15 protein-coding genes are annotated in these 21,839 nt (G+C 37.1%); 4 read left to right on the top strand and 11 right to left on the bottom strand.

Features of this window, described 5'->3' with window-relative positions; all coding sequences use genetic code 11:
- Window positions 1–48: 48 nt before the first annotated feature.
- The 9 genes from AC1DVP_RS13125 to AC1DVP_RS13085 all read right to left on the bottom strand — a co-directional run bounded on the left by AC1DVP_RS13125 (window position 49) and on the right by AC1DVP_RS13085 (window position 12,885).
- Window positions 49–1,728 (bottom strand): glycoside hydrolase family protein, encoded by a 1,680-nt coding sequence (locus AC1DVP_RS13125; RefSeq protein ID WP_477183928.1) that lies wholly within the window; start codon window positions 1,726–1,728, stop codon window positions 49–51.
- Window positions 1,729–1,898: 170 nt separating this feature from the next.
- A complete protein-coding gene (locus AC1DVP_RS13120; protein ID WP_477183927.1) occupies window positions 1,899–4,082 on the bottom strand; it encodes an alpha-L-rhamnosidase-related protein in 2,184 nt (727 codons plus the stop codon).
- A gap of 358 nt (window positions 4,083–4,440) precedes the next feature.
- Window positions 4,441–6,909, bottom strand: a complete 2,469-nt coding sequence (locus AC1DVP_RS13115) for a right-handed parallel beta-helix repeat-containing protein (protein ID WP_477183926.1) — start codon at window positions 6,907–6,909, stop codon at window positions 4,441–4,443.
- A 290-nt stretch (window positions 6,910–7,199) separates the two neighbouring features.
- Entirely contained in the window at window positions 7,200–8,036 is an 837-nt protein-coding gene (locus tag AC1DVP_RS13110; protein ID WP_477183925.1) for an amidohydrolase family protein, read from the bottom strand.
- 6 nt (window positions 8,037–8,042) lie between these two features.
- Window positions 8,043–8,840, bottom strand: a complete 798-nt coding sequence (locus AC1DVP_RS13105) for an SDR family oxidoreductase (protein ID WP_477183924.1) — start codon at window positions 8,838–8,840, stop codon at window positions 8,043–8,045.
- A gap of 19 nt (window positions 8,841–8,859) precedes the next feature.
- Window positions 8,860–9,873: a zinc-binding alcohol dehydrogenase family protein gene (locus AC1DVP_RS13100; RefSeq protein ID WP_477183923.1), complete on the bottom strand. Its 1,014-nt coding sequence runs from the start codon at window positions 9,871–9,873 to the stop codon at window positions 8,860–8,862.
- Between the two features lie 44 nt (window positions 9,874–9,917).
- Window positions 9,918–10,772, bottom strand: coding sequence for a fumarylacetoacetate hydrolase family protein (locus AC1DVP_RS13095; protein WP_477183922.1), 855 nt, complete (start codon window positions 10,770–10,772; stop codon window positions 9,918–9,920).
- Between the two features lie 91 nt (window positions 10,773–10,863).
- Complete coding sequence (locus AC1DVP_RS13090; protein WP_477183921.1) at window positions 10,864–11,628, bottom strand: SDR family NAD(P)-dependent oxidoreductase; 765 nt, start codon at window positions 11,626–11,628, stop codon at window positions 10,864–10,866.
- A gap of 18 nt (window positions 11,629–11,646) precedes the next feature.
- Window positions 11,647–12,885: a glycoside hydrolase family 88/105 protein gene (locus AC1DVP_RS13085; protein ID WP_477183920.1), complete on the bottom strand. Its 1,239-nt coding sequence runs from the start codon at window positions 12,883–12,885 to the stop codon at window positions 11,647–11,649.
- A gap of 196 nt (window positions 12,886–13,081) precedes the next feature.
- On the opposite strand from AC1DVP_RS13085, the gene AC1DVP_RS13080 reads away from it, so the two are divergent.
- The 4 genes from AC1DVP_RS13080 to AC1DVP_RS13065 all read left to right on the top strand — a co-directional run bounded on the left by AC1DVP_RS13080 (window position 13,082) and on the right by AC1DVP_RS13065 (window position 17,762).
- Window positions 13,082–13,345, top strand: coding sequence for a hypothetical protein (locus tag AC1DVP_RS13080; protein WP_477183919.1), 264 nt, complete (start codon window positions 13,082–13,084; stop codon window positions 13,343–13,345).
- A complete protein-coding gene (locus AC1DVP_RS13075; protein ID WP_477183918.1) occupies window positions 13,342–13,581 on the top strand; it encodes a hotdog family protein in 240 nt (79 codons plus the stop codon). The genes AC1DVP_RS13080 and AC1DVP_RS13075 overlap by 4 nt, the downstream gene beginning before the upstream one ends.
- A gap of 35 nt (window positions 13,582–13,616) precedes the next feature.
- Window positions 13,617–14,921, top strand: coding sequence for an L-fucose:H+ symporter permease (gene fucP, locus AC1DVP_RS13070; protein WP_477183917.1), 1,305 nt, complete (start codon window positions 13,617–13,619; stop codon window positions 14,919–14,921).
- Between the two features lie 210 nt (window positions 14,922–15,131).
- Complete coding sequence (locus AC1DVP_RS13065) at window positions 15,132–17,762, top strand: glycoside hydrolase family 3 C-terminal domain-containing protein (protein WP_477183916.1); 2,631 nt, start codon at window positions 15,132–15,134, stop codon at window positions 17,760–17,762.
- 71 nt (window positions 17,763–17,833) lie between these two features.
- Here the strand turns inward: AC1DVP_RS13065 and AC1DVP_RS13060 are convergent, their stop codons facing one another.
- Entirely contained in the window at window positions 17,834–19,462 is a 1,629-nt protein-coding gene (locus AC1DVP_RS13060) for a GH35 family beta-galactosidase (protein ID WP_477183915.1), read from the bottom strand.
- A gap of 112 nt (window positions 19,463–19,574) precedes the next feature.
- Complete coding sequence (locus AC1DVP_RS13055; protein WP_477183914.1) at window positions 19,575–21,773, bottom strand: endo-1,4-beta-xylanase; 2,199 nt, start codon at window positions 21,771–21,773, stop codon at window positions 19,575–19,577.
- Window positions 21,774–21,839: the final 66 nt, after the last annotated feature.

The following is a 21,839-nucleotide window of genomic DNA, read 5'->3' as shown; positions in this document are numbered from 1 at the left end:
TAATCCGCGTCTTTACGAAGTAAATCCGCCTCATCCGCGTTCCATCTTTTATTTCAATTCCTTTAATCGCGATTCCATTACATCTTTATTCAGTTTTACTTTTACCATTCCTGTCGGGTGAAATCTTCTTTTCAGATCGATGGCGTTGTACACGATGGTATAAATATCATTTCCTTCGGGGATTAAACACAATGGCGTTCGCATAATATCCCACCATTTATCGACTTTGGTTTCTATTGGTAAATATCTTGCTTCACCCCAATTGATTCCATCTTTCGAAAGTGAATATCCAATCATATTGGGTAAATGATGTCCCCAGCCTTCCGGGCCTCCATCAAAAATGGCGATGTATAAACCGTTTGGCAACTGACTCACAATCGGATTTTCAACAAATTGTGGGTGTAAAGTTTTTATCGGTTCCAAACCTTTATTTAATCGTTTCCACGGACCTTCGAGACTATTCGATTCTGCCAAAGCAACGAACCAGCCTTTTCCTGATTTCTTCGGATAATCTGCCCAGGAGGCAAATGGATAGGCTCCACTGTAAAATCCGAAATATTTATCGCCGACTTTATACGGAAAAAACGAAGCTACTCCCTGACGTCCTTCCCAAGGTTGTGAATCCAAACCCGGTTCCATAATGATGCCCATATCTTTGTAAGGACCACCAATTCCGTTGATTCCATCGACAGTCGATTCGCAACGCCAGATTCTTCCGAAAGAGTGATTTGGTTCTATAGTCTTACTAACTGTGTAAGCTAAATAATAGCCGTACCATTTGTTTGCCTTTTCGCTAAAAACCGGCATATACGACCAGATTGCCGAACGTCGGTCATTCATCGGATTATCATCTTCGGTAACGGCATACACTCCGCTGGCCTGATAAATCGTGGATTCCCTTTTCCAGTGAATCGCATCTTTACTCGTCCAATGTCCGATTTTAGTTTTGACACGATCGTAATAGTAATCAACGCCTTTTTCTCCTGCTCTTTCGGTTGGAAACATATGATAAGTATCGCCTACTTTTACCACTCGTCCGCCTTCAAAACCTCCCTGAATATCTTCGGTTCCGGGCATTCCTTCATCGATAACGGCTTTATTTTCTCCGCCAATGATTTCGAAAAGTGGTTTTTCATCTGAAAATCCTTCAACGATATAGGTTGGATTCCACAATTTCCCATCTGGAAGTTCTACATTTCTGAATTCCAGTTTTTGAGAAGCTTTTACTACTCCTAAAACGGCGAATAATCCTTTTCCGGGATTGATGGTTTGTGTTCCTTTTGGATACGCAATCGCATATACATTTACGGGAGCTAAACCTGTAATGGTAACTCCGTTTTTTAGAATCAGATTCCCGTTTTCTATTGCATTCGACTGAAGAAATTCTTTGTTGTCTGATTCCTGAAATACGCCAATCAAAATCTGAACTGGTTCTTTAAGTTTTAATTGTAGAGGCGCGTTTGTTCCGTTTTTATATGAAGCTAAAGGAAGTTCAACTCCTGTTAATCCTTGTAATTCCGGAGCAAGTTTGACAATATTGTGTTTGCTTCCTGAAAAAACGTGTGCGTATTGTGTTGTTTTGAAAGTTTTGTACTTGTTGACTACTTCAAAAGGTGCTGGTTTCCATGCTGAGTTTTGAGCCAAGACTGAAAATTGAAGACATACTGAAAGCAACAGCAGAAAAGCTGTTTTTAATTTGAAATTGTATTTTGTGTTTTTTAAAAGCATTGTTTTATTTTTTAAAAGTTCAATCTTGTCATTTCGACGGAGGAGAAATCACATTGGAAACTCCGCAACTATAATCGACAATCTTTGTGGTTACGTGTGTGATTTCTCCTTACGTCGAAATGACAAAAATAGCGTCGCAAACTATGAACTAAGGACTAATCACTAAGAACTTAAATCGCTTTATAACTTACTTTATACTCCACATTCGGTTTTACCGTTAATTGGTATTTGTTCTTTGCCAATTCTGTAATCGTTCCTGAACTTATTTTTGGCTTGCTTGAACTTTCGAAAATCAATTTTCCTTCGCCTTCAGATGCTTTTACTTTGATTGCTGTGGTACTACAATATACGGCGACTTCTCCGTTTGGGGTTGGCACTTTTCCTTCCATCCATTGCTGTCCGCCTAAATTAGGTTTGATTTCATATTCAGCATAACCCGGAGCAGTTGGTTTTACACCTAAATAATATTTTCCAAGCAGATAAATTGGACTGGAACCCCAAGCATGGCAAAGGCTTTTTCCATAAGGGCGTCCATACATTGCTAAATGTCCTGTTCCTTTTTTCGTTGGATTGTATTCTTCCCAAAAAGAAGTAGCACCTTCTTTTAGCATTCCGCCCCAATAGTCTTTCATTTCTTTCAGCACATAATCTTGTTCGCCCATGGCACACAAGGCTTCCAACTCGTAAAAACGCATGTATGGTGTTGTAATTTTCAGCACTTTATCATTGAGCAACACCTTATTTTTGATGCTTTGTTTTTGTTCTTCATTAAAGTAATTGAAAAAAATACCGAACATATTAGCGTATCTGGTTACAATATCCTGCATTTTACCATCGATACGCTGATGCTTCATCACGTTTTCTTTCTTGTCCCAAAACACGTCAAATAATTTTGTTTTTAAATCATCTGATAATTTTTGATATTGTTTTTGGTCTTCGTTTTCGCCTGCAATTTTAGCACTAACTGCCATGGCTTCTAAACTTCTGGCTAAAAGCATTTGCTCAAAACTAACCTCGCCAGTTTTTGGCAATCCGTTCGCCCAGTCAATAAAAACCCAATCTCCTTCTAATGGTTCCAGGAATCCGTTTTTGTTTCTTCTTTCCAAGCAGAATTCCATCAATGATTTCATTCGTGGATAAAAAGTTTTGATGAATTTCGTGTCGCCCGTGTGTAAATAGTAATCGTAAACACCGACAAACCAATACAGCGAATAATCCATTATGATATTGACGTGAGCCGTCACAGGTTCTTTACCGCGAAGCGCCAACAGCGTTCGTTCTACTGAAGCCGAATCAAAGAATAAATAATAATTCATTAAATAACTTTGATAAGCATCGCCAGACCAAACCCAGCGGTCACGTTTAATTCCGTCTATAAAAAATTCGCGGGATGTTAAATGCATCGTGTAAGCCGACACATCCCAGATTTTATTCAATTCCTGGTCAGAAGATTTGAATGCACCGCGATATTCTAATGGTAAATATTCATAAAGCATCGAAATAGAATCATATTTTACCCCTGCATCTGCCTGCACCTGAACATAACGAAATGCTTTCGATCCATTATGTGTGTAGGTTTCTGGCTGATTTCCATCAAAAGATAAATGATCTAATGTTTCACATTTGGCAGAATCCAAAGCTTCCTCACGAGATTCACCATAATAAAGTGCTAGTTTTCCCTTTCCTTTTAAACCGTGAATTTTAATATAGCCAAAAGTTTCTTTGCCAAAATCGACTAACTGACCAGCTCCTATTTTTTCTGTTTTTTTAGCGTTCCAAGGTGTGGTTGTTAACTTAAATCCGGAAGGTTTATTTTCTGGTGAATCAAAATTCCAGGAACCTACAGGTACCCATGGTGTTCCTGATTGTTGTGCTTTTCCGGCTTCATCAATCCAAAGTTTGTCTTCATTGGTCACCTTCCAGTATGCATTAGATTTAACATATTTACCCGCAATATAAATAGCCGGCAACACTTCCTGATTATATACTTTAAAGGAAATTTTGTGTTTTCCAGCAGGAATTTTTATTGATTTTGGCTGTCCGTAAATTTGAACACCATCTAAAAGTAATTGAAAAGAACCTTCCGAGTAAATTTTTGCCTCGTCTGGAGCTGGAATATCTACTTCTGTTTGAAAAGTTACCAGAGCATACGGACTATAATATTGCCAAAGCGGTGGAAATACTGCTTCGCGTTCTGTACGTCTTACCTGCATTTTATTGCTTAACCAAACTTCAAAATCACCTGGATACCAAATCCAAGTCGCAGGCTTATTTTCCTGAGCAAATACAAAAACGGAAGAAAATAAAACTGTAAAAACAAATAATTTTTTAAAATTTAGAAATCGATTTCGCATAAAAAGATATTTTAGCAATAAAGATAAGTGTTGTTTCTACATTTCACATCCTGTACTGTCCTGTGCTATGCTGAAATAAAAAAATGCTCCCGTTTTTGGGAGCATTTTTTGGAGAAATATCTAATACCATACTAAAAGGTTCGTGCTGGGTATAACGAGTTAGAACTAATTATTTTAGATTGGTTTTAATTGTCATCTATTTTTTTAAAGAATTTGATTCCTTACAATTGAATTAGTCGGACTTTCTTTGAAAAATTTTATTCTCTGTTAATCATTCTAATCTGTGGCTTAATATTTTATTGATGGCTTAAAACATACCTTACAGGTTTTGGAAACCTGTCAGAAAACTTATGTGTGATTATTTTGTATTTACTTTATTCAAAAATATCCAGGTCTCGTTTGGTTTTGCACCTTCAATTCCCGTTTGGTATTTTTTTATTAAGTTGTTCCAATCCTCTACACGCGGATTGTTTTCGGTTGTTTTTGGATTCAGTTTATCCAAATTTTCTCCTTTTGGAATGCTGATGATTAGTATCAATTGTCTCCCGTTTTTGAAAACCTGCAATTGCTGAAAATCGGCATTACAGAAACCTTTGGCAATTTCAGGCCATTTTTCGAATTGGGTTGTGTGGTAATCCACGTATTCTTTTTGCAGTTTTTCGTCTTCTATCAAATTCGCAGTAAGAACAATATTTTCCCATTCCGAAGCTATTTTTGCATCTTTGCATCTTTCGAAATTTTGAAAATCATAAATTGGATTTTCGTAGATTTTAATTTCCAGTTTAGGGAAAGCTAAAGCCAGTTTTCTCTTCGTTCTTTCCGGCTGATTCATCAATCCGTAAATCACCAGATGATTTTCCCATTGATACAATTCTTCGCCTACAATTCGAAACCCTTTTATGGTCGATTTGATTTTTTCGATATCCAGATCTTTTCCGATTACTTCAATCGCAACCGCTTTTGGCATTTCCTGTAAGCCCCAGGCTTCGTCAACGACAACTTCTTTAGCCAATAAACTACTGTATGGTGCACGGATTCCTGCGTTTTCTTTGATTTTAGGATCTACAAAAGCATAATTGTCCTGCCAGATATTTCCAGCGGGACCATTGTTGTTTTTTAATATTTTCTGAATCGGAATCCAGTTATTTTTAATGGTGAAATGCTGGCTTCCTTCATCGGTATACAGATACAGCCACAAAAACGGATCATGTGCATACGGACTATTGTAGACTTTGTCAATGTAATTCTCTTCTATCCGGCTGTCAGGCTGTGATGAAAGCGTGTAAATTCCGGCCACATCGTGCAAATGCTTGGCATAATGATGAATTTTATTTGCCAAAATTTTATTGTTGCGCATCACATTTTCGGTGTGAGTCCAGCCCCAGCCCATTGAAATGCCGCTATAAGCCACATCCGAAATTTCGTTGTGTTCGATGGTCAGATTTTTTATAAAACCGGCTGCAATTCCTAAACATCCCCAATCTTCGTTAGCAACATTAGTAATCAAATTATCCGAAATCAATTCGTCCGAACAAACTATTCTTTCGTCTTTTACGGTATAAGGCAAATGCGCCTCTACAGATTCTTCGGAGAAAACGCCCAGATTGATTCCGTTTCCGCCAATGTCTTTGAATAAATTTCCTTTTACGGTATTATGATTTGTTCCTTTGTGCAAATCCAAACCTGTTGAAGACAAATGCTCAAAACTGCAGGATTCGAATTGAGTATTGTTGGCATAGTTTACCTCAACGGCTGCTCTTGGTCTTCCTACCCAGCCCTGATTTTCTAAATTGGCTTGATTAGGAGTTCCTGGAATTTTCAATTTATAGGCATCCAATAAATACATTCCTGCCTGCAACGGGACGTGACCTTGCTGCGAAGGACGAAGCCAATTGCTGTACTGAAATGAAATTCCTTTGAAATTAAAATGCTGTACGGGAGTATCTAAAGTACCTTCTATTTTTACCAAATTTTCCAAAACCGGAGCAGTTACTTTAGCCGAAGCCAAATCTTCTCCATCTCTTGGAATATAATAGATTTTGCCCTTTTTTCTATCCAGATACCATTCTCCGGATTCATTCAGCATCGAAATGCCATTATTTAAATAAAAAGCTGAATTTCCGTTATTTTTTGAAATCCAAGGTGCTGGCCATGGGTGTTCGCTTTGAATATGGCTTTCCGGCTGTTCGAAAGAAAGTCGGGCACTGTCTTTTTTGATTTCGATATTTTTGATTCGAAGATTGGCAATTGCCCACCATTGCACGATGTACATTTCCATTCCCGGCTCGAACTTCACCGATTTATCTTTGAAAGGAATCCAGCAGGTTTCAGTTGCAGCATCCCATGACAAAATTCTGTCCATTTTATCTCCGGCAGTGTTCTTGGCTCTCACCGCTTTTTTGCCATTCACCCATAACTGACGGTAATTGATAATTTCTCCCGCCTGCTGTGGCGCATCGGCTTCCCAAATTGTTCCTGTTTTTAAGCCGTTTATGGCAAGTGTAGATTTTTTCCAGTTTTTGATTTCGATTCCGCCGCTCAAAATAGGCTTAGCATTCGCATCCGCTTCAATAGTAGTTGGACTGTCGGTTGTTCCCGAATCTTCAGGCCTTACGAATAAAGGTTCGTTCAAATAATACGTTCCGTTCATTACAATAATACGAATTCCGTCTTTTATGGAAGCATCTTTCAGACGGCGTAATTCTCTGGCTTTTCTTACTGCCATTTGTACCGTCGCTAAAGGACTGGATTTTGTTCCGAGATTAGTGTCTTTTCCTTGAGGTGAAACCCAGATTTCGCTGGCATTGGCCGAAAACAAGGAACTCATTATTAAAAAAACGGACAATATTATTTTAAAAGTCTTTAGACGCATTTTGCTTTATTTTAGACAAGATTTAAACGATTCAAAATACTATTTACCCCATTTAAACCTTGTTATTACTTTTTTTAAAATTCTTTTCTGAATTAGCAAGCAATTTAAAATGAACAAACAAAAAGACCATCCTGTACCCACCTGTTAATACAATCAATTTTCTATTTAAAAATTCATTGAAAACCATAAAAAAAAGTTTATTGATTTTTCAACCAATAAACTTTTTAATTTCTATAACAATACTATTAAATATTCAGTTTATAAAAAGAATTAGCATTCTCAAACCAAAAATTATCCTGTTCCGAAATTCTAAACTGAGCCAAATACTGCTCTAAAATCCCAACCACTTCCGAATAATTGGCAGCCACATTACAAACAGGCCAGTCCGATCCAAACATCAATTTGTCTGTAGAAAAATTTTCAAAAACAACATCAAGGTATGGTATCAAATCCTGCGATTTCCATTTATTCCAATCGGCTTCTGTGACCATTCCGGAAACTTTGCACAATACATTTTCAGCTTTAGCAATCTCTTTAATATCTTTTTCCCAAGAAACAATTTCGCCCGATTTGATATTCGGTTTCGCGATATGATCGATAACAAATTTTTGTTCCGGAAAGCGATTTACCAAATCTATTGCAGCCGGTAACTGTCGATGAAAAATGAGAATATCATACGTGAAATCAAATGCGGCAAGTGATGTAATTCCATTTCTGAAATCATTTCGCAGCATAAAATCATCGGCTTCGGCCTGTACTACGTGACGGAAACCTTTGATGATTTTATTAGCCGAAAAATGATTCAGTCTTTCGCTTACATTTTTATTGCGTAAATCTACCCAGCCTACAACACCTTTTATAAAATCATTTTTAGAAGCCAAATCAGCTAAAAAATTAGTCTGTTCTTCCGATTGATGCGCTTCGACTGCTACACAGCCCTGAAATTTATTTTCGGTCAGCAAAGGCAGTAAATCTTCGGGTAAAAAATCCCTTTGAATCTTTTGCATCGAATCGTCGATCCAGCTATCTCTAACTGGATCGAATTTCCAAAAATGCTGGTGGGAATCAATTCGTTTATTCATTCCTAATTAATTTACATCACTAATTAAGGCACGATCAAGATGTACATAACCCCCTTCAACAAAAACAAATTGCCCTGTTGTATGTGACGAACGATCCGAAATTATGAAAAGTACTGTATCTGCAATTTCTTCTGTTTTGGTCATTCTTCCCTCAAATGGAATACTTTTATTGATTTTTTTCAAAACTGCTTCACCGTCCGGTACCGTTTTGATCCAGTCTTCGTATGCTGGAGTATAACATTCAGCAATAATTATCGCATTCGAACGGATACCAAACTGAATCAAGTCTACAGCCCATTCTCTAGTCAATCCTAGTACTCCGCCTTTTGCGGCGGCGTAACCTGAAGTTCCTCCCTGCCCTGTCAAAGCAACTTTTGAACCAATATTTAAGATATTCCCTTTTGATTCTTTCAAGTACGGAAGCGCAAATTTCACCAATAAGAAGTAGCTCACTACATTCAGTTTTAATGAATTCATAAACTCTTCATAAGAAGCGTCTAATCCTGCACCGTCGTTTACTCCTACGTTATTGATAACTGCATCAATTCTTCCATATTTTGCAGCAATTTTATTGACTGCGTTCTGCATTTCATCAGGATTAGTAACATCCGTTTGAACAAATAAAGAGTCGATTCCTTTTTTCTGCAATGCTTCGGCATATCCAAAACCTCTGCTGTTTCTATCCACAAGAACTGGAATCGCACCTTCATCTGCCAATCGATTGATGATGGTTTCACCAATACTTCCCTCTTTTCCAGCCGAACCTGATACTACTATAATTTTTCCTTTTAAATTTAAATCCATAATTGTTGTTGTTTTAGCATTAATTCAATTCAATAATTGCTTTAATAGTATTATTTTTGGGATCAATCCATTTTTCAAATTCGGTAATCATATCCGAAAAATCAGCTCTGTGCGTGATGTATTTTTTAGGATCAATTTTACCTGCTTTAAGACATTGCATTACATATTCAAAATCTTCGATGGTAGCATTACGACTGCTCATTAAAGTGGATTCTCTTTTATGAAAATCAGGATGGCTGAAACTCAATTCCCCTTTCTGAAGACCAACCAAAACAAATCGGCCGCCATGAGAAATATAGTTGAAAGCACTATTCATCACTTTTTGGTTTCCGGTAGCATCAATCACCACATTGGCCATGTCTCCATTAGTAAGCTCTGCTAATCTTGCTGCCACATCATCATGCAAAGGATTTATTGTTTCATCTGCCTGCAGTGCTTCTTTACAAAAATTAAGACGGTATTCATTGATATCCATAACAATAACTTTGGCTCCGGCAATTTTTGCAAATTGAATCAATCCCAATCCGATAGGTCCTGCGCCCATTACCAAAACAGTATCAGTTGCGTTTACAGCTGCTCTGCGGATACCATGAGCAGCAATGGCAAGCGGTTCTACCAAAGCCAATTCATCATAATCCAAACCTTGTCCGTGCAGTAAATATTGCTCAGGAACAGTCACATACTCTGCCATTCCGCCATCAATATGCACACCAAAAACTTTAATATTGGCACAGCAATTAGTTAATCCGTTTCTGCAGGCCACACATTTTCCGCAGCTGAAATAAGGAATAAAAGTTACTTTATCTCCAGGTGTAAAACCTTTGGCATTTCCTTTTATATATTCAGCAGCCAATTCGTGGCCTAAAATTCTTGGGTATTCAAAATAAGGCTGTGTTCCTCCAAAAGCGTGAATATCGGTACCGCAAACTCCTATCTTTTTAATTTTCAAAAGTACTTCTCCTTCTTTGGGTTCTGGCATTGGTTTCTCTTTCATCAGAAACTCTTTCGGTTTTTCGCAAACAATATATTTCATTTTAATAGAATTAATTTTTGAGAGTTATAACTTCTAAATTTGCATTATTTACTGTATGCTTTTGCTACTTGTCTGCTAGATCCCAAACCTTCCATTCCCAGCTCAATAATGTCACCGGGTTTGATATAAATTGGATCTGGCTTGATTCCTAACCCAACTCCTGGAGGCGTTCCTGTACTGATAATATCACCCGGCATTAATGTCATGAACTGGCTTAAATAGTGCACTAAAAATGGAATTTTAAAAACCAGGTTTAAGGTATTGCTGTCTTGGAATTTTTTACCATTCACCGTCAGCCACATCGGAATATTATTTACATCGGCAATTTCATCTTGAGTAGCCAAAAATGGCCCAAGTGGMGCAAACGTATCGCAGCCTTTCCCTTTAGCCCATTGTCCTCCCATTTCGATTTGAAAAGCTCTTTCGCTGTAATCGTTTAATAAAGCATAACCCGCTACATAATCCAAAGCCTCTGCTTCTTCCACATAACTTGCTTTTTTGCCTATAACAAATGCCAATTCGATTTCCCAGTCTGTTTTTTCACTGTTTTTTGGAATAATCAGATCATCATTTGGACCGCATAAAGAAGTAGTTGACTTGAAAAAGATAATTGGTTCTGCTGGAATAGGTGCACCGGTTTCTTTACAGTGATCTACATAGTTTAAACCAATGCAGATTATTTTTGATGGTCTCGCCACAGGAGAACCCAAACGTACATTCGCACCTACTTCTGGTAAAACAGGATTACTCTCTAATGCTTTTTTTAATTTTTCTAATCCATTTTCTTCAAAAAAAGCTTCATTAAAATCGGTTACAATTGAAGATACATCATATCTTTTTTCTCCAATGATAACTCCTGGTTTTTCCTGTCCTATAGCTCCAAAACGTATTAATTTCATTTTTTTATATTTTTTTAATTAGTTATTTTTTTAAGTTGCTGAGTTTCTAAGTTTTTTTAATCTTAATTCGCTTAGTGGCTTAGTCACATTTTTAGTTATTTAACTTGATAAAACCTCCGTCAATGGGGTAATCCGAACCAGTTATAAAACCTGCTTCATCACTGCATAAATACAGTGCTAATGCAGCAACTTCATCTGGTTTGCCCATTCTTCCAATAGGCTGCGATTTTGATAGTTTTTCGAAAATTTCGGCTTCTTTTCCAGGATAATTTTTATTGATAAAACCATCAACAAATGGTGTATGGACTCTCGCAGGCGAAATTGAATTACAGCGGATGCCTTCATTAATGTAGTCTTTAGCAACAGACAAAGTCATTGCCATTACAGCACCTTTTCCTGTAGAATAAGCAAAACGATCAGGAATCCCAACCCATGAAGCAATAGAAGCCATATTCAAAATTACCCCTCCGTTTGACAATCGAAATTGTGGAATTGCAGCGTACAAACAATTGTAAACTCCTTTTACGTTTACATTCATCACTCGGTCAAAATCGGCTTCTGGCGTAGTGTCTACTTTTCCTACGTGAGCAATTCCTGCATTATTTATCAAAATATGGATGTTCCCTATTTTTTCAAAAGTTTCAATAACTTCTTTTTGATTGGCTACATTACAAGCATAAGAAAATATTTTTCCTCCAGATTGTTTAATATCTTCCACAGCTTCTTGAGCGCTTTCGATCGTTAAATCGATAATATGAACCTCAGCTCCTTGTTTAGCAAACAGCGTAGCTATGGCTCTGCCAATACCGCTGCCTCCTCCTGTTACTATTGCTTTTTTATTTTGTAATGAAAACATATTTATTAAAATTTAATTTTATTTATTCAATTCTAAAGCTGCCAAAATAAAAGGCCCAGTTACTTTCGGGTCATTATTTTTCTTTCTTTCGGCAATATAATATTCGAAAGAACCATCGCGATACGGATTTCCACCCAAACCTGCTACAGCACAAGCATTAGTTAATTCAATTTCGCCATTTGAATCAATTTTCATTGATTGTTTTGTCAATCCGTCAAATGCTTTATTTGCAATTTTTTTGAATTTTTCGGGCAAATATCCCTTATTTACTCCTTTTGCAAAAGCATAAGCAAACATAGCAGTACCTGAAGATTCTAAATAATTTCCTTCTCTGCTTCCCATATCTGTTACTTGATACCACATGCCAGATTTGTCTTGAAATTTAATTAATTCATTTGAAATAGTATTCAAATAACCAATTAATTCTTTTCTTTTCGGATGTTCTTTAGGAAAATAATCCAATACATCAACCAAAGCCATCACGTACCAGCCAATAGATCTTGACCAAAAATTGGGAGAAGTGCCCGTTGTTTTATTCGCCCAAGGCATTGCTTTGCTTTCATCCCAGGCGTGGTATAACAATCCTGTTTTTTTATCGGTAGCATGTAATTGGATCAATTCAAATTGTTTGGCTACATCATCCAAGTTTTTACCATTTTCAAACACTGCAGTATATTGTGCATAAAATGGTTCTCCCATGTACAGCCCATCCAGCCACATTTGGTTAGGATACATTTTTTTATGCCAAAATCCTCCGCTTGGAGTTCGTGGCTGCTCTTGTATTTGCTTGCTTAAAGTCTGAATAGCAGTTAAGTAGCGCTTATCGTTTGTTTTTTTATATAAACCAAACAATAATCTCCCTGCGACTATATTATCAATATTATAAGAATTAAATTCATAGGTTTTGATATTCCCTTCGGCATCAATTAAATCATCTGCATATTCTTTGATATAAGCAGCATATTTTTGATCCTTTTTTTGTTTATTCAATTCCTCAAAAGCATATAAAACTAATCCATGTACATAATCCCAATGAGGATTTTTTGCATCATCAATACTATAGGACTGCGGATGACGCTGCATGAGAGTCAAGGCCATTCGCTCAGACCATTTCAGTTTGTCCGAAATTTTATTTTTTTGTTTTCCAGAAGCTATTCCAATCTCGGTTGTTTGAGCCATACTATAACTTCCTGACACTAACAAGACAAACATCAGACATATCCTTGCAAAAAAATCAATTCCTAGTCTATTATTCATCCTTGCGTCACTAATATTATTTTAATTTCTTTAACTTTTTGCTGTAATTTTCTATACAAAAAAACCTTCAAAAATGTAATCGATTACACAAATGTAATTTTAAATATTAATATTCCAAACATAATTTATACATTTGTAATTGTATTTTTCACATTTATAATTTTTAAGCCAAAAAACAATCAATTTATCATAAAAAATGACAAAACTTGAAGGCATAACATGGAACCATACTAGAGGACTTTTACCTATGGTTGCCACAGCGCAGCGTTTTACCAAACTTAATCCCGAGATTGAAATTAGCCGGGAGAAAAAAAGTTTACAGGAATTTACCGATGCATCTATTGAAGATTTAGCAAAAAGATTTAACCTGTTAGTCATTGGCCATCCGTGGACTGGTTTTGGAACGCAAACCAATGCCATACATCCTTTATCAGACAGCGGATTGCCCACGGGACAATGATTTTCAGCATTGGCATCGGCTTGACAGCATTTGAAATAAATCCGGAAGCTTTTTCTAAAAGCTATTACAGAATGCGGTTTGTGAAACCCGTTCACATTAGCGACACCATCCATTCGGAAATTACTATTTTTAAAAAAGAGAAGCCAAAAGACCCTAAATGGGCACTATTACCCAGCATCTTAAAATCATCAACCAAAAAGGAGAAGTGGTGCCAATGTGCAATCATTTATTATTAATAAAAAAGAAATAACCTTAAACCAAAATTATATCCATGCAAGTAACAAACCAAATTGGCGATCAACACGAAGTGCCAACAGAACAAGGAACAGGAACTAAATATTTGTTGCCTTTTATCTTAATTACCAGCTTATTTTTCCTTTGGGGAATGGCGCATAATCTAGATTCTATCTTAATTCCGCACTTAAAAAAAGCTTGTGAATTAAACAATCGCCAATCGACATTGATTGATACCTCGGTGTTTTTTGCCTATTTTATTATGGCAATTCCTGCGGGAATGCTAATTAAAAGATTTGGTTATAAAAACAGCATCATCATTGGTTTATTGGTTTTCGCAACCGGAGCTTTTCTTTTCGTTCCAGCTGCAAATACTAGAACTTATGAATTGTTCCTGTTTGCCTTATTTGTAATTGGCTGCGGTCTGACCATTTTGGAAACCAGTGCCAATCCTTATGCTGCTATTTTAGGTCCAGCCGAATCATCATCGAAACGATTGAATTTAGCTGCTTCATTTAATGGATTGGCTGCAATGGTCGCTCCAATTGTGGGTTCGATGTTTATCCTTTCGGGAAAAACTAATACTCCAGAGCAAATGGCTGCGATGCCAGACGCAACGAGAGCAGCATACTTACTGGAAGAAGCTTCGGCTGTAAAACTGCCTTATATCATTTTAGGAAGCGTATTGGTTTTGGTGGCTATATTGTTCTATTTTATGCATCTGCCCTCAATGAAACCTCAGCATACAGAAGTAGAAGTTAAACCGGGTTTTTTCTCTGTTTTGAAATTTTCACATTTAAGCTGGGCAGTTGTGGCTCAGTTCTTTTATGTGGGCGCACAGGTTTGTATAACTAGTTTCTTTATCAGAATTGCACAGCAAGGTGCAGGATTAGACGAAAAAACCGCTGGGTATTATCTCGGGATTTACGGCTTTTTGTTTATGGCTGGACGCTTTATTGGAACCTTCTTTCTAAGATTTATTAAAGATTACGTATTGCTTTCCATTTATTGCATAATCAGTGTTTTTCTTTGTTTAATAGCTATTTACGGATCAGGTATTTACGTTATTTACGCGTTAGGCGGATTAGGCTTTTTCATGTCTATCATGTTTCCAACTATTTTCTCTTTGGGATTAGTAGGCTTAAAATCAAATACCGAAACGGGTTCGTCATGGTTAGTAATGTCAATTGTAGGCGGTGCAATACTTCCTTATTCTATGGGAACATTAATTGATATGAAACATGATGATATTCAGGCGGGGTACATTATTCCGTTGGTTTGTTTTGTGATTATTCTTTATTTTGGTGTATTTGGCCATAAAGTAAAAAATAGTATTTCTTAGAATATTTAATCATTTTATAAAAAAGATAGCATTGAAGTAATATTCAATGCTATCTTTTTTATTTTTAAAACAATCGGTTGCTTTTTTTATCTCATCAATAGCATCTTTTTTATATCTTCGCGAAAATCATCAATTGGATTAAGGAAACATCACTCCATTTATGGTCTTGCAACATTAAATTATACTCCTTTCAGCTAAAAAAACTTTACAATGAAAATAAGTAAAAATTTTATAATCCTAATCATTAGTATTGCCTACAGTACTTTCAATTGTGCAGCGCAAAACCAATATCGTTTTCAAAATTATAATTTAACCTTTGAAGAACGGGTAAATGACCTTGTATCTCATCTGACTCTTGAAGAAAAAGTATCACAAATGCTTAACTCCTCCCCTGCCATAGAACGTTTGGGCATACCTGCATATGACTGGTGGAACGAAACACTGCACGGAGTGGCACGCACCCCCTTCAAAGTGACCGTTTATCCTCAAGCCATTGCTATGGCGGCAACATTTGATAAAAATTCGCTGTTTACTATGGCCGATTATTCTGCTACTGAGGGACGAGCCATTTATAATAAAGCAGTCGCTTCCGGCCGAACAAACGAACGATACTTAGGACTTACCTACTGGACACCAAACATTAATATATTCCGAGATCCGCGCTGGGGACGCGGACAAGAAACTTATGGGGAAGATCCTTACCTCACTGCCGTGCTAGGTGATGCTTTTGTAAAAGGGCTTCAGGGTGATGACCCAAAATATATTAAGGCGGCGGCCTGCGCCAAACATTATGCGGTGCATAGCGGTCCTGAACCTCTAAGACACGTTTTTGATGTAAATGTTAGTGCCTACGACCTTTGGGATACATACCTTCCTGCTTTTCAAAAATTAATTACTGAATCTCATGTTGTCGGAGTCATGTGTGCCTATAATGCCTTCAGGACACAGCCATGCTGCGCCAGCGATATATTAATGACTGACATACTTAGAAATCAGTGGAAATTTGATGGCTACGTAACCTCCGACTGCTGGGCAATTGATGACTTTTTCAAAAATCATAAAACACACCCGGATGCTGCATCGGCTTCAGCAGACGCAGTATTTCATGGTACAGATATTGATTGCGGTACTGATGCCTACAAAGCCTTAGTTCAAGCAGTAAAACAGGGCAAAATTACAGAGGCACAGATAGACGTTTCGGTTAAGCGCTTATTTATGGTTCGTTTCCGATTGGGTATGTTTGATCCTGCCTCTATGGTTAAATATGCACAAACACCTGATAATGTTCTGGAAAGCAAAGAACACGCTGACCATGCCCTAAAAATGGCACAACAGTCAATGGTATTGCTAAAGAATGAAAACCAAACCCTGCCACTAAGCAAAAAACTAAAAAAGATTGTAGTGCTAGGGCCAAATGCAGATAATCCCATAGCTATTTTAGGCAATTACAATGGAACACCCTCTAAGCTGAAAACAGTACTCCAAGGCATAAAAGATAAAGTTGGCGCAAATACCCAAGTTATTTTTGAAAAAGCAATCAACTTTACCAATAACAATCTTTTACAGTATCAGGATTTATCCCAACAATATTCTTACGAAGGAAAACAGGGATTTAAAGCCGAATATTACAATAACAAAGACCTCGAAGGTACTCCTGTGATAACTCGTGAGACCAAAGTGGACAATATCTGGCAGGAAGGCCAAACAGTAACCGGCACTATAAGAGCTAATAATTTCTCGGCCAGATATACTACAGATTTTAAAGCTGATAAAGATGGTGCAATAACTTTTGAACTCCAAGGCGATGACGGCTACCGATTTATAGTAAACGGCACAATTGTTATTGATTCATGGGGGAAAAACCGCTGGGGCTCAAAAACCTATGAGCTTGCAGTAAAAAAAGACTCCCACTACACCTTAATTGCAGAATACTGGCAGGGTGACGGAAGCGCCTATATCAAAATGAATGCGGGCAGCTACGTTAAAACCGATTATAATCAAATTGCAAGCCGATACAAAGATGCCGATGCTTTTATTTTTACAGGAGGGATATCTCCACAGCTTGAAGGCGAGGAAATGAAAGTAAGTGACCCTGGCTTTGAGGGAGGAGACCGCACCTCAATACAACTGCCCACTGTACAGACTGAACTAATGAAAGCCCTAAAAACAACTGGCAAACCCGTAATATTTGTGATGATGACAGGAAGTGCCATCGCTACGCCATGGGAGTCCGAAAACATTCCTGCTATCCTAAATGCATGGTATGGAGGCCAGTCAGCTGGAACCGCAGTTGCAGATATCTTATTTGGCGACTATAATCCATCAGGCCGTTTGCCTGTAACATTTTACAAAGGAGACAGCGACCTGGCTTCTTTCAATGACTATAATATGGAAAATCGAACCTATAGATATTTCAAAGGCGTACCGCAATATGGTTTTGGTTTCGGGCTGAGCTATACCACTTTTAAATACAGCAAATTAGAAATGCCGATGCAGACTGAAAAAAATAAAAATGTCAAAGTATCAGTAACCATTACAAATATGGGCAAATTTTCAGGTGAAGAGGTGGCGCAGCTTTATGTGCTTGACCAAGGCAAAAAAATAAAAGTTCCTATAAAAACACTAAAAGGTTTTGAAAGAGTTTCACTTAATCCGGGACAAAGCAAAACTATAGCCTTTACCTTGACTCCTCAAGATCTGTCTTATGTTACCGAAGAGGGCAAACTTCGACAACTGGACGGTAAAGTAGAAATTGCAGTAGGCGGACACCAGCCTGATGAACATAACGCATCCAGCAGCGGACTGATTAAAAGAATTATAACTGTAAAAAATAGCATTTAAAAAAAAATTATCCTCAGCCACTCCCTCACCTTTGGAGAGGGAGTGGCTGAGGAATTATATCTCAAATAGAATTATTCGTACGTATATAATTTCAGTTTTTGGATTTCATAATCACCTACAGCAATTCTAAGATGTCTTCCCTGATGCGTCTGATCTCCGTTAAAATGACGAATTGTTCTCCAAACAGCATCATCAAATCGTCCTTGATCAACTTTTAAAATTCCGGCATTTAGATCATTATTTTTTAATGGTTTAAAAGTCACCACAATTCCAGAGCCGGCAATATAAAATTCATCTGGTGCGGTTTCTATGATAATGGCACTCGACATTGGCCAAACCGCTTCTTTGGCATCATCAGACCAATTTAAAGTGTAATCGTGTTTAAAAGTAAATTCGTAATTGCCTAATGTAATAATCTGGACCGCATTTTCTTTATCCAAAAACACACCGTCAATCTTGCCAAGCCCTTTGTATTGCTCAATAACTGGAGTTAACTGCTTGATCAGATCATATATCTTTCCCAACGGTTCTTTTTTACCATCTTCAACCGATTCAATAGAAAATGGGGAAAAACCAATAGCTTCATAATGACCAATTGCATACAGCCCTTTGAATGGCGCTGTAGCATCAAACTTATGTTCTGGTATAAATAATGGGTCGCCTTGACGAGTAAATAAATCATTCCATTGTTTAAAGGAAGGATTATAAAAATCCGGTGCTAGAAAATCTATCTTATTTCCTGCTGCTTTCCAAATATCCATTACGTGCGGCAGAGGACCAGCACTTGGATACTCGCCTGGTTTTTTTCCAGGAGCATTTAGAGCTGCATTCACATACATGGGTATTGCATAACTGTCTTTCCCTGCTTTGGCAATTGTATTCGTGAATTTTGCAAAAAACCAAGCCATAAAAATTTCATCAGTCTGCAGTCCTTTGCCAAAAACTTCTTCCCAGTTTCCAGAGGTTTTAAAACCATTATTTTTCCATAATTCTAAAAACTCTGGCACCAGTTTTTCTTTGTTTTTTTGCATGTACTGCAACAATTCTTTGGGCACTTCTTTTTTGAAAGCTTCGTTTGCTGATGAATGATAATCTCTTGCTGTTGGCAACATTCCGATTTCATTCTCCACCTGAATCATTATAACGGTTTGATCTTTCTGGTCAAAATCTTTTATGTGTGCCATTAGTTTCTGAAAAGCATTTAAATCTGCTTTTAAATTGTTTTCACTAAAAGGCGTTAAGATCTCATGACTTTTATTTTTATCATCTTTGATTCTTGGGTATTTCTTCTGATTCAGTTTTACCCAAGCCGGAGCATGGCTTGACATGCTGTTTTTCCATGATCCAAACCAAAGAAAAACTAGTTTAAGGTTTTCTTTTCTGGCTTTAAGAATCAAATCATCAACTAAAGAAAAATCAAATTTGTCTTCCTCCTTTTCTATAAGTTCCCAATAAATTGGCGTCAAAATGGTATTAAGATTCATATCGGTCAGTTTTGACCAAATGGGTTCCATACTCTCCATACTAGTAGCAGATGAATTTCCTAACTCACCTCCCCGTATAATAAATGGCTTATCATTGACAATTAATTGTGTTTTATTCCCTTTTTTTTGAAGGCTTGGTATTGAATTTTGACAAAATCCCAGTTGCGTAACCAATAATGCGGTTAAAAGAAATCTGCTGTTTATAAAATGAAACATCTTTTATATTTTAATATTAAAAATAGAATTGAAAAGTTAAGAAATAAATAATCCATAGCATAAACTCTTTGATGAATTTATACTATGGATTATTATTAATCAGTAAAAATATTTATTTTTTTACTAAATCTCCAGAAAATCCTGAACTTACGTCTTTTCCAGCTAAACCATCAGCAACACCTTTATAGGAATGTTTGCGTTTGTAACTAGCATCCCACACGTTTGGAGATTCGTTTGGCAGCCAGTTTACGTGCTCCTCTTTTTTATCTGAAATACCCCAAATAGTAATTCCGTATTGCTGTGCTTTAGGAATATACTGTCTGTAAGAATCAATAACATATTGGTACATTGCAGACTGACTTGCTAATTGTTCTAAAGTTGGTGTAGCTGTTCCCAATCTTACATCCAATTCCGAAATTTTTATCAGCTTACCGCTAGCTGCCATTTTTTTGAACATTTCAACAATTTTGGCTTTATCTGTAGTCAATGAAATATGCATTTGCGTACCAATACCATCAACTGTCGCGCCTTGGCTTTCGATGTATTTTACATAGTCAATCAATCCGTCACATTTTGGTAAACTAGCTTCTAAATTGTAATCATTGATAAACAATATATCGGTAGCATTTCCATATTGGCGAGCTAATTTAAATGCTTTAACAGCGTAATCTTTACCAAGGTATTTTACCCAATAAAACTCATCAGAAGCTAATGTTGTAACTACTCCGTCACGCAAGGTTCCTCCTTCTTTCATTGGTTCATTTACCACATCCCAAGCTTTAACATCATTCTTATAATGGCTCACCATTTTAGAAATCCAATCTGTCATAGCGTTACCAATAAGGGTAGCTTTTTCAGCATCTGTTTTTTCAATAGTTACTGCCGGTGTACCAGCTCCACCGCCACTAGCAACTCCATCAGTTACTACTACTTTATCAATGTAATAAGTTCCCGCAACGGCTCCTAAATCAAAGTTGAATCCATCCTCAGCACCAGTTCCTGTAATTTTCCATTCCACATATTTCCAAACTGATGAAGTATTCTGATCTCCTTGGTACATCGCATTTCCTGTGGTAGAACAACGTACAGAACCTATAGCATCTGATTTAATATAATAAGAAATAGTATATGCAGTACCTGCCTTTAATTTACTTGTGAAATTAGCATGAATTTGAGTTTTATACTGGCTGCCAGGATTGTTAGTTGAATTAATTATTTTCATTGATCCATTTCCTTCATAAGCCTCAGCTGCAGTGCCCAGATTTAATGCGTTTGCATCTCCATTCCATTTGGACCAGCCTGATATATCAGTATTAAAATTGCCATTAGCAACCAGATTTGTAACTGTTGGAGCAGCGTCTAGATCAACTACGCCAATATTATTTACATCAATATAATATGTTACATTAGGTAAATATCCTAAATCGAAATTAAATGCAAATGTTGACGAACCTGCCTTAGTATTATTAATAGTAAACTTAACCTGTTTCCATAGTGATGCCGTTGCAAAAGCTTCTGTATAAGCCCCGCCAGTAGCATACCAGTCTGCATAAGGATATTGATTTGCAACATTACTGTCAAAAGAAATACGTCCTTTACCCGCTTGATCGGATTTGATAAAAAACGAAATTTCATATCTGTGTCCGCTCACCGCAGGTATAGCAGGAGAAGTTAACTGCAGATTATAAGCTGCAGATGAAGATGCACTGGAAACTAACTTAATAGCTTTGGATGATGTTGACAATCCAGCAGCGTCAACCAATGTGATTCCTGCTCCAGGGTTATTTCTTGACCAACCGCTAAAAGTTCCGTCTTTCAAGCCTGTCAGACTTATTGTGTTTGGACCGCTGGAACCCGGAATTATAGTTGGAGCAATTAAGCTGTTCAAATAACTTGCATTCTGATTGGAATGCCAAACCAAGGTATGTCCAAAAACAGACAGCCCAGCTTCTTTTGTTTTGGCAATAAAAGCATCAACTTTAGTAAAGTTAATAACACCTGTGGCACTTACCATTGGAGCGTGTTTCATTGCATACCCCACAGTCACCTCGTCAAAATTTTCGTTTACAATCTTACGATAATCGGCATCATTCATGTACTCGTCCAATCCTATTCCTGCTCCAAGTTTGAAGTCTGTATACGTTTTAAGCGGTTCATAACGGCTTATTTTTTCAGCTAATTCCAAAGGAAGTTCTGAAGAGGCTATGTCTCCATGCGAAGGATCTTTTCCCCATTCCATCAAATTATCATCACAAGATGAAAACAAGATACAAGACAAAGCAATTGCTGGCAGTATTTTATTATATTTCATTTAATTCTTTTTTAAGGTGAAACTAATATGTTATTGTTTATTAGGATTCAAAACAATATCAAAGTC

It is taken from the genome of Flavobacterium sp. P3_A6 (assembly GCF_056403035.1).
The sequence above is the reverse complement of the archived record's forward strand: the minus strand, read 5'-3'. Positions and strand labels throughout refer to the sequence as shown.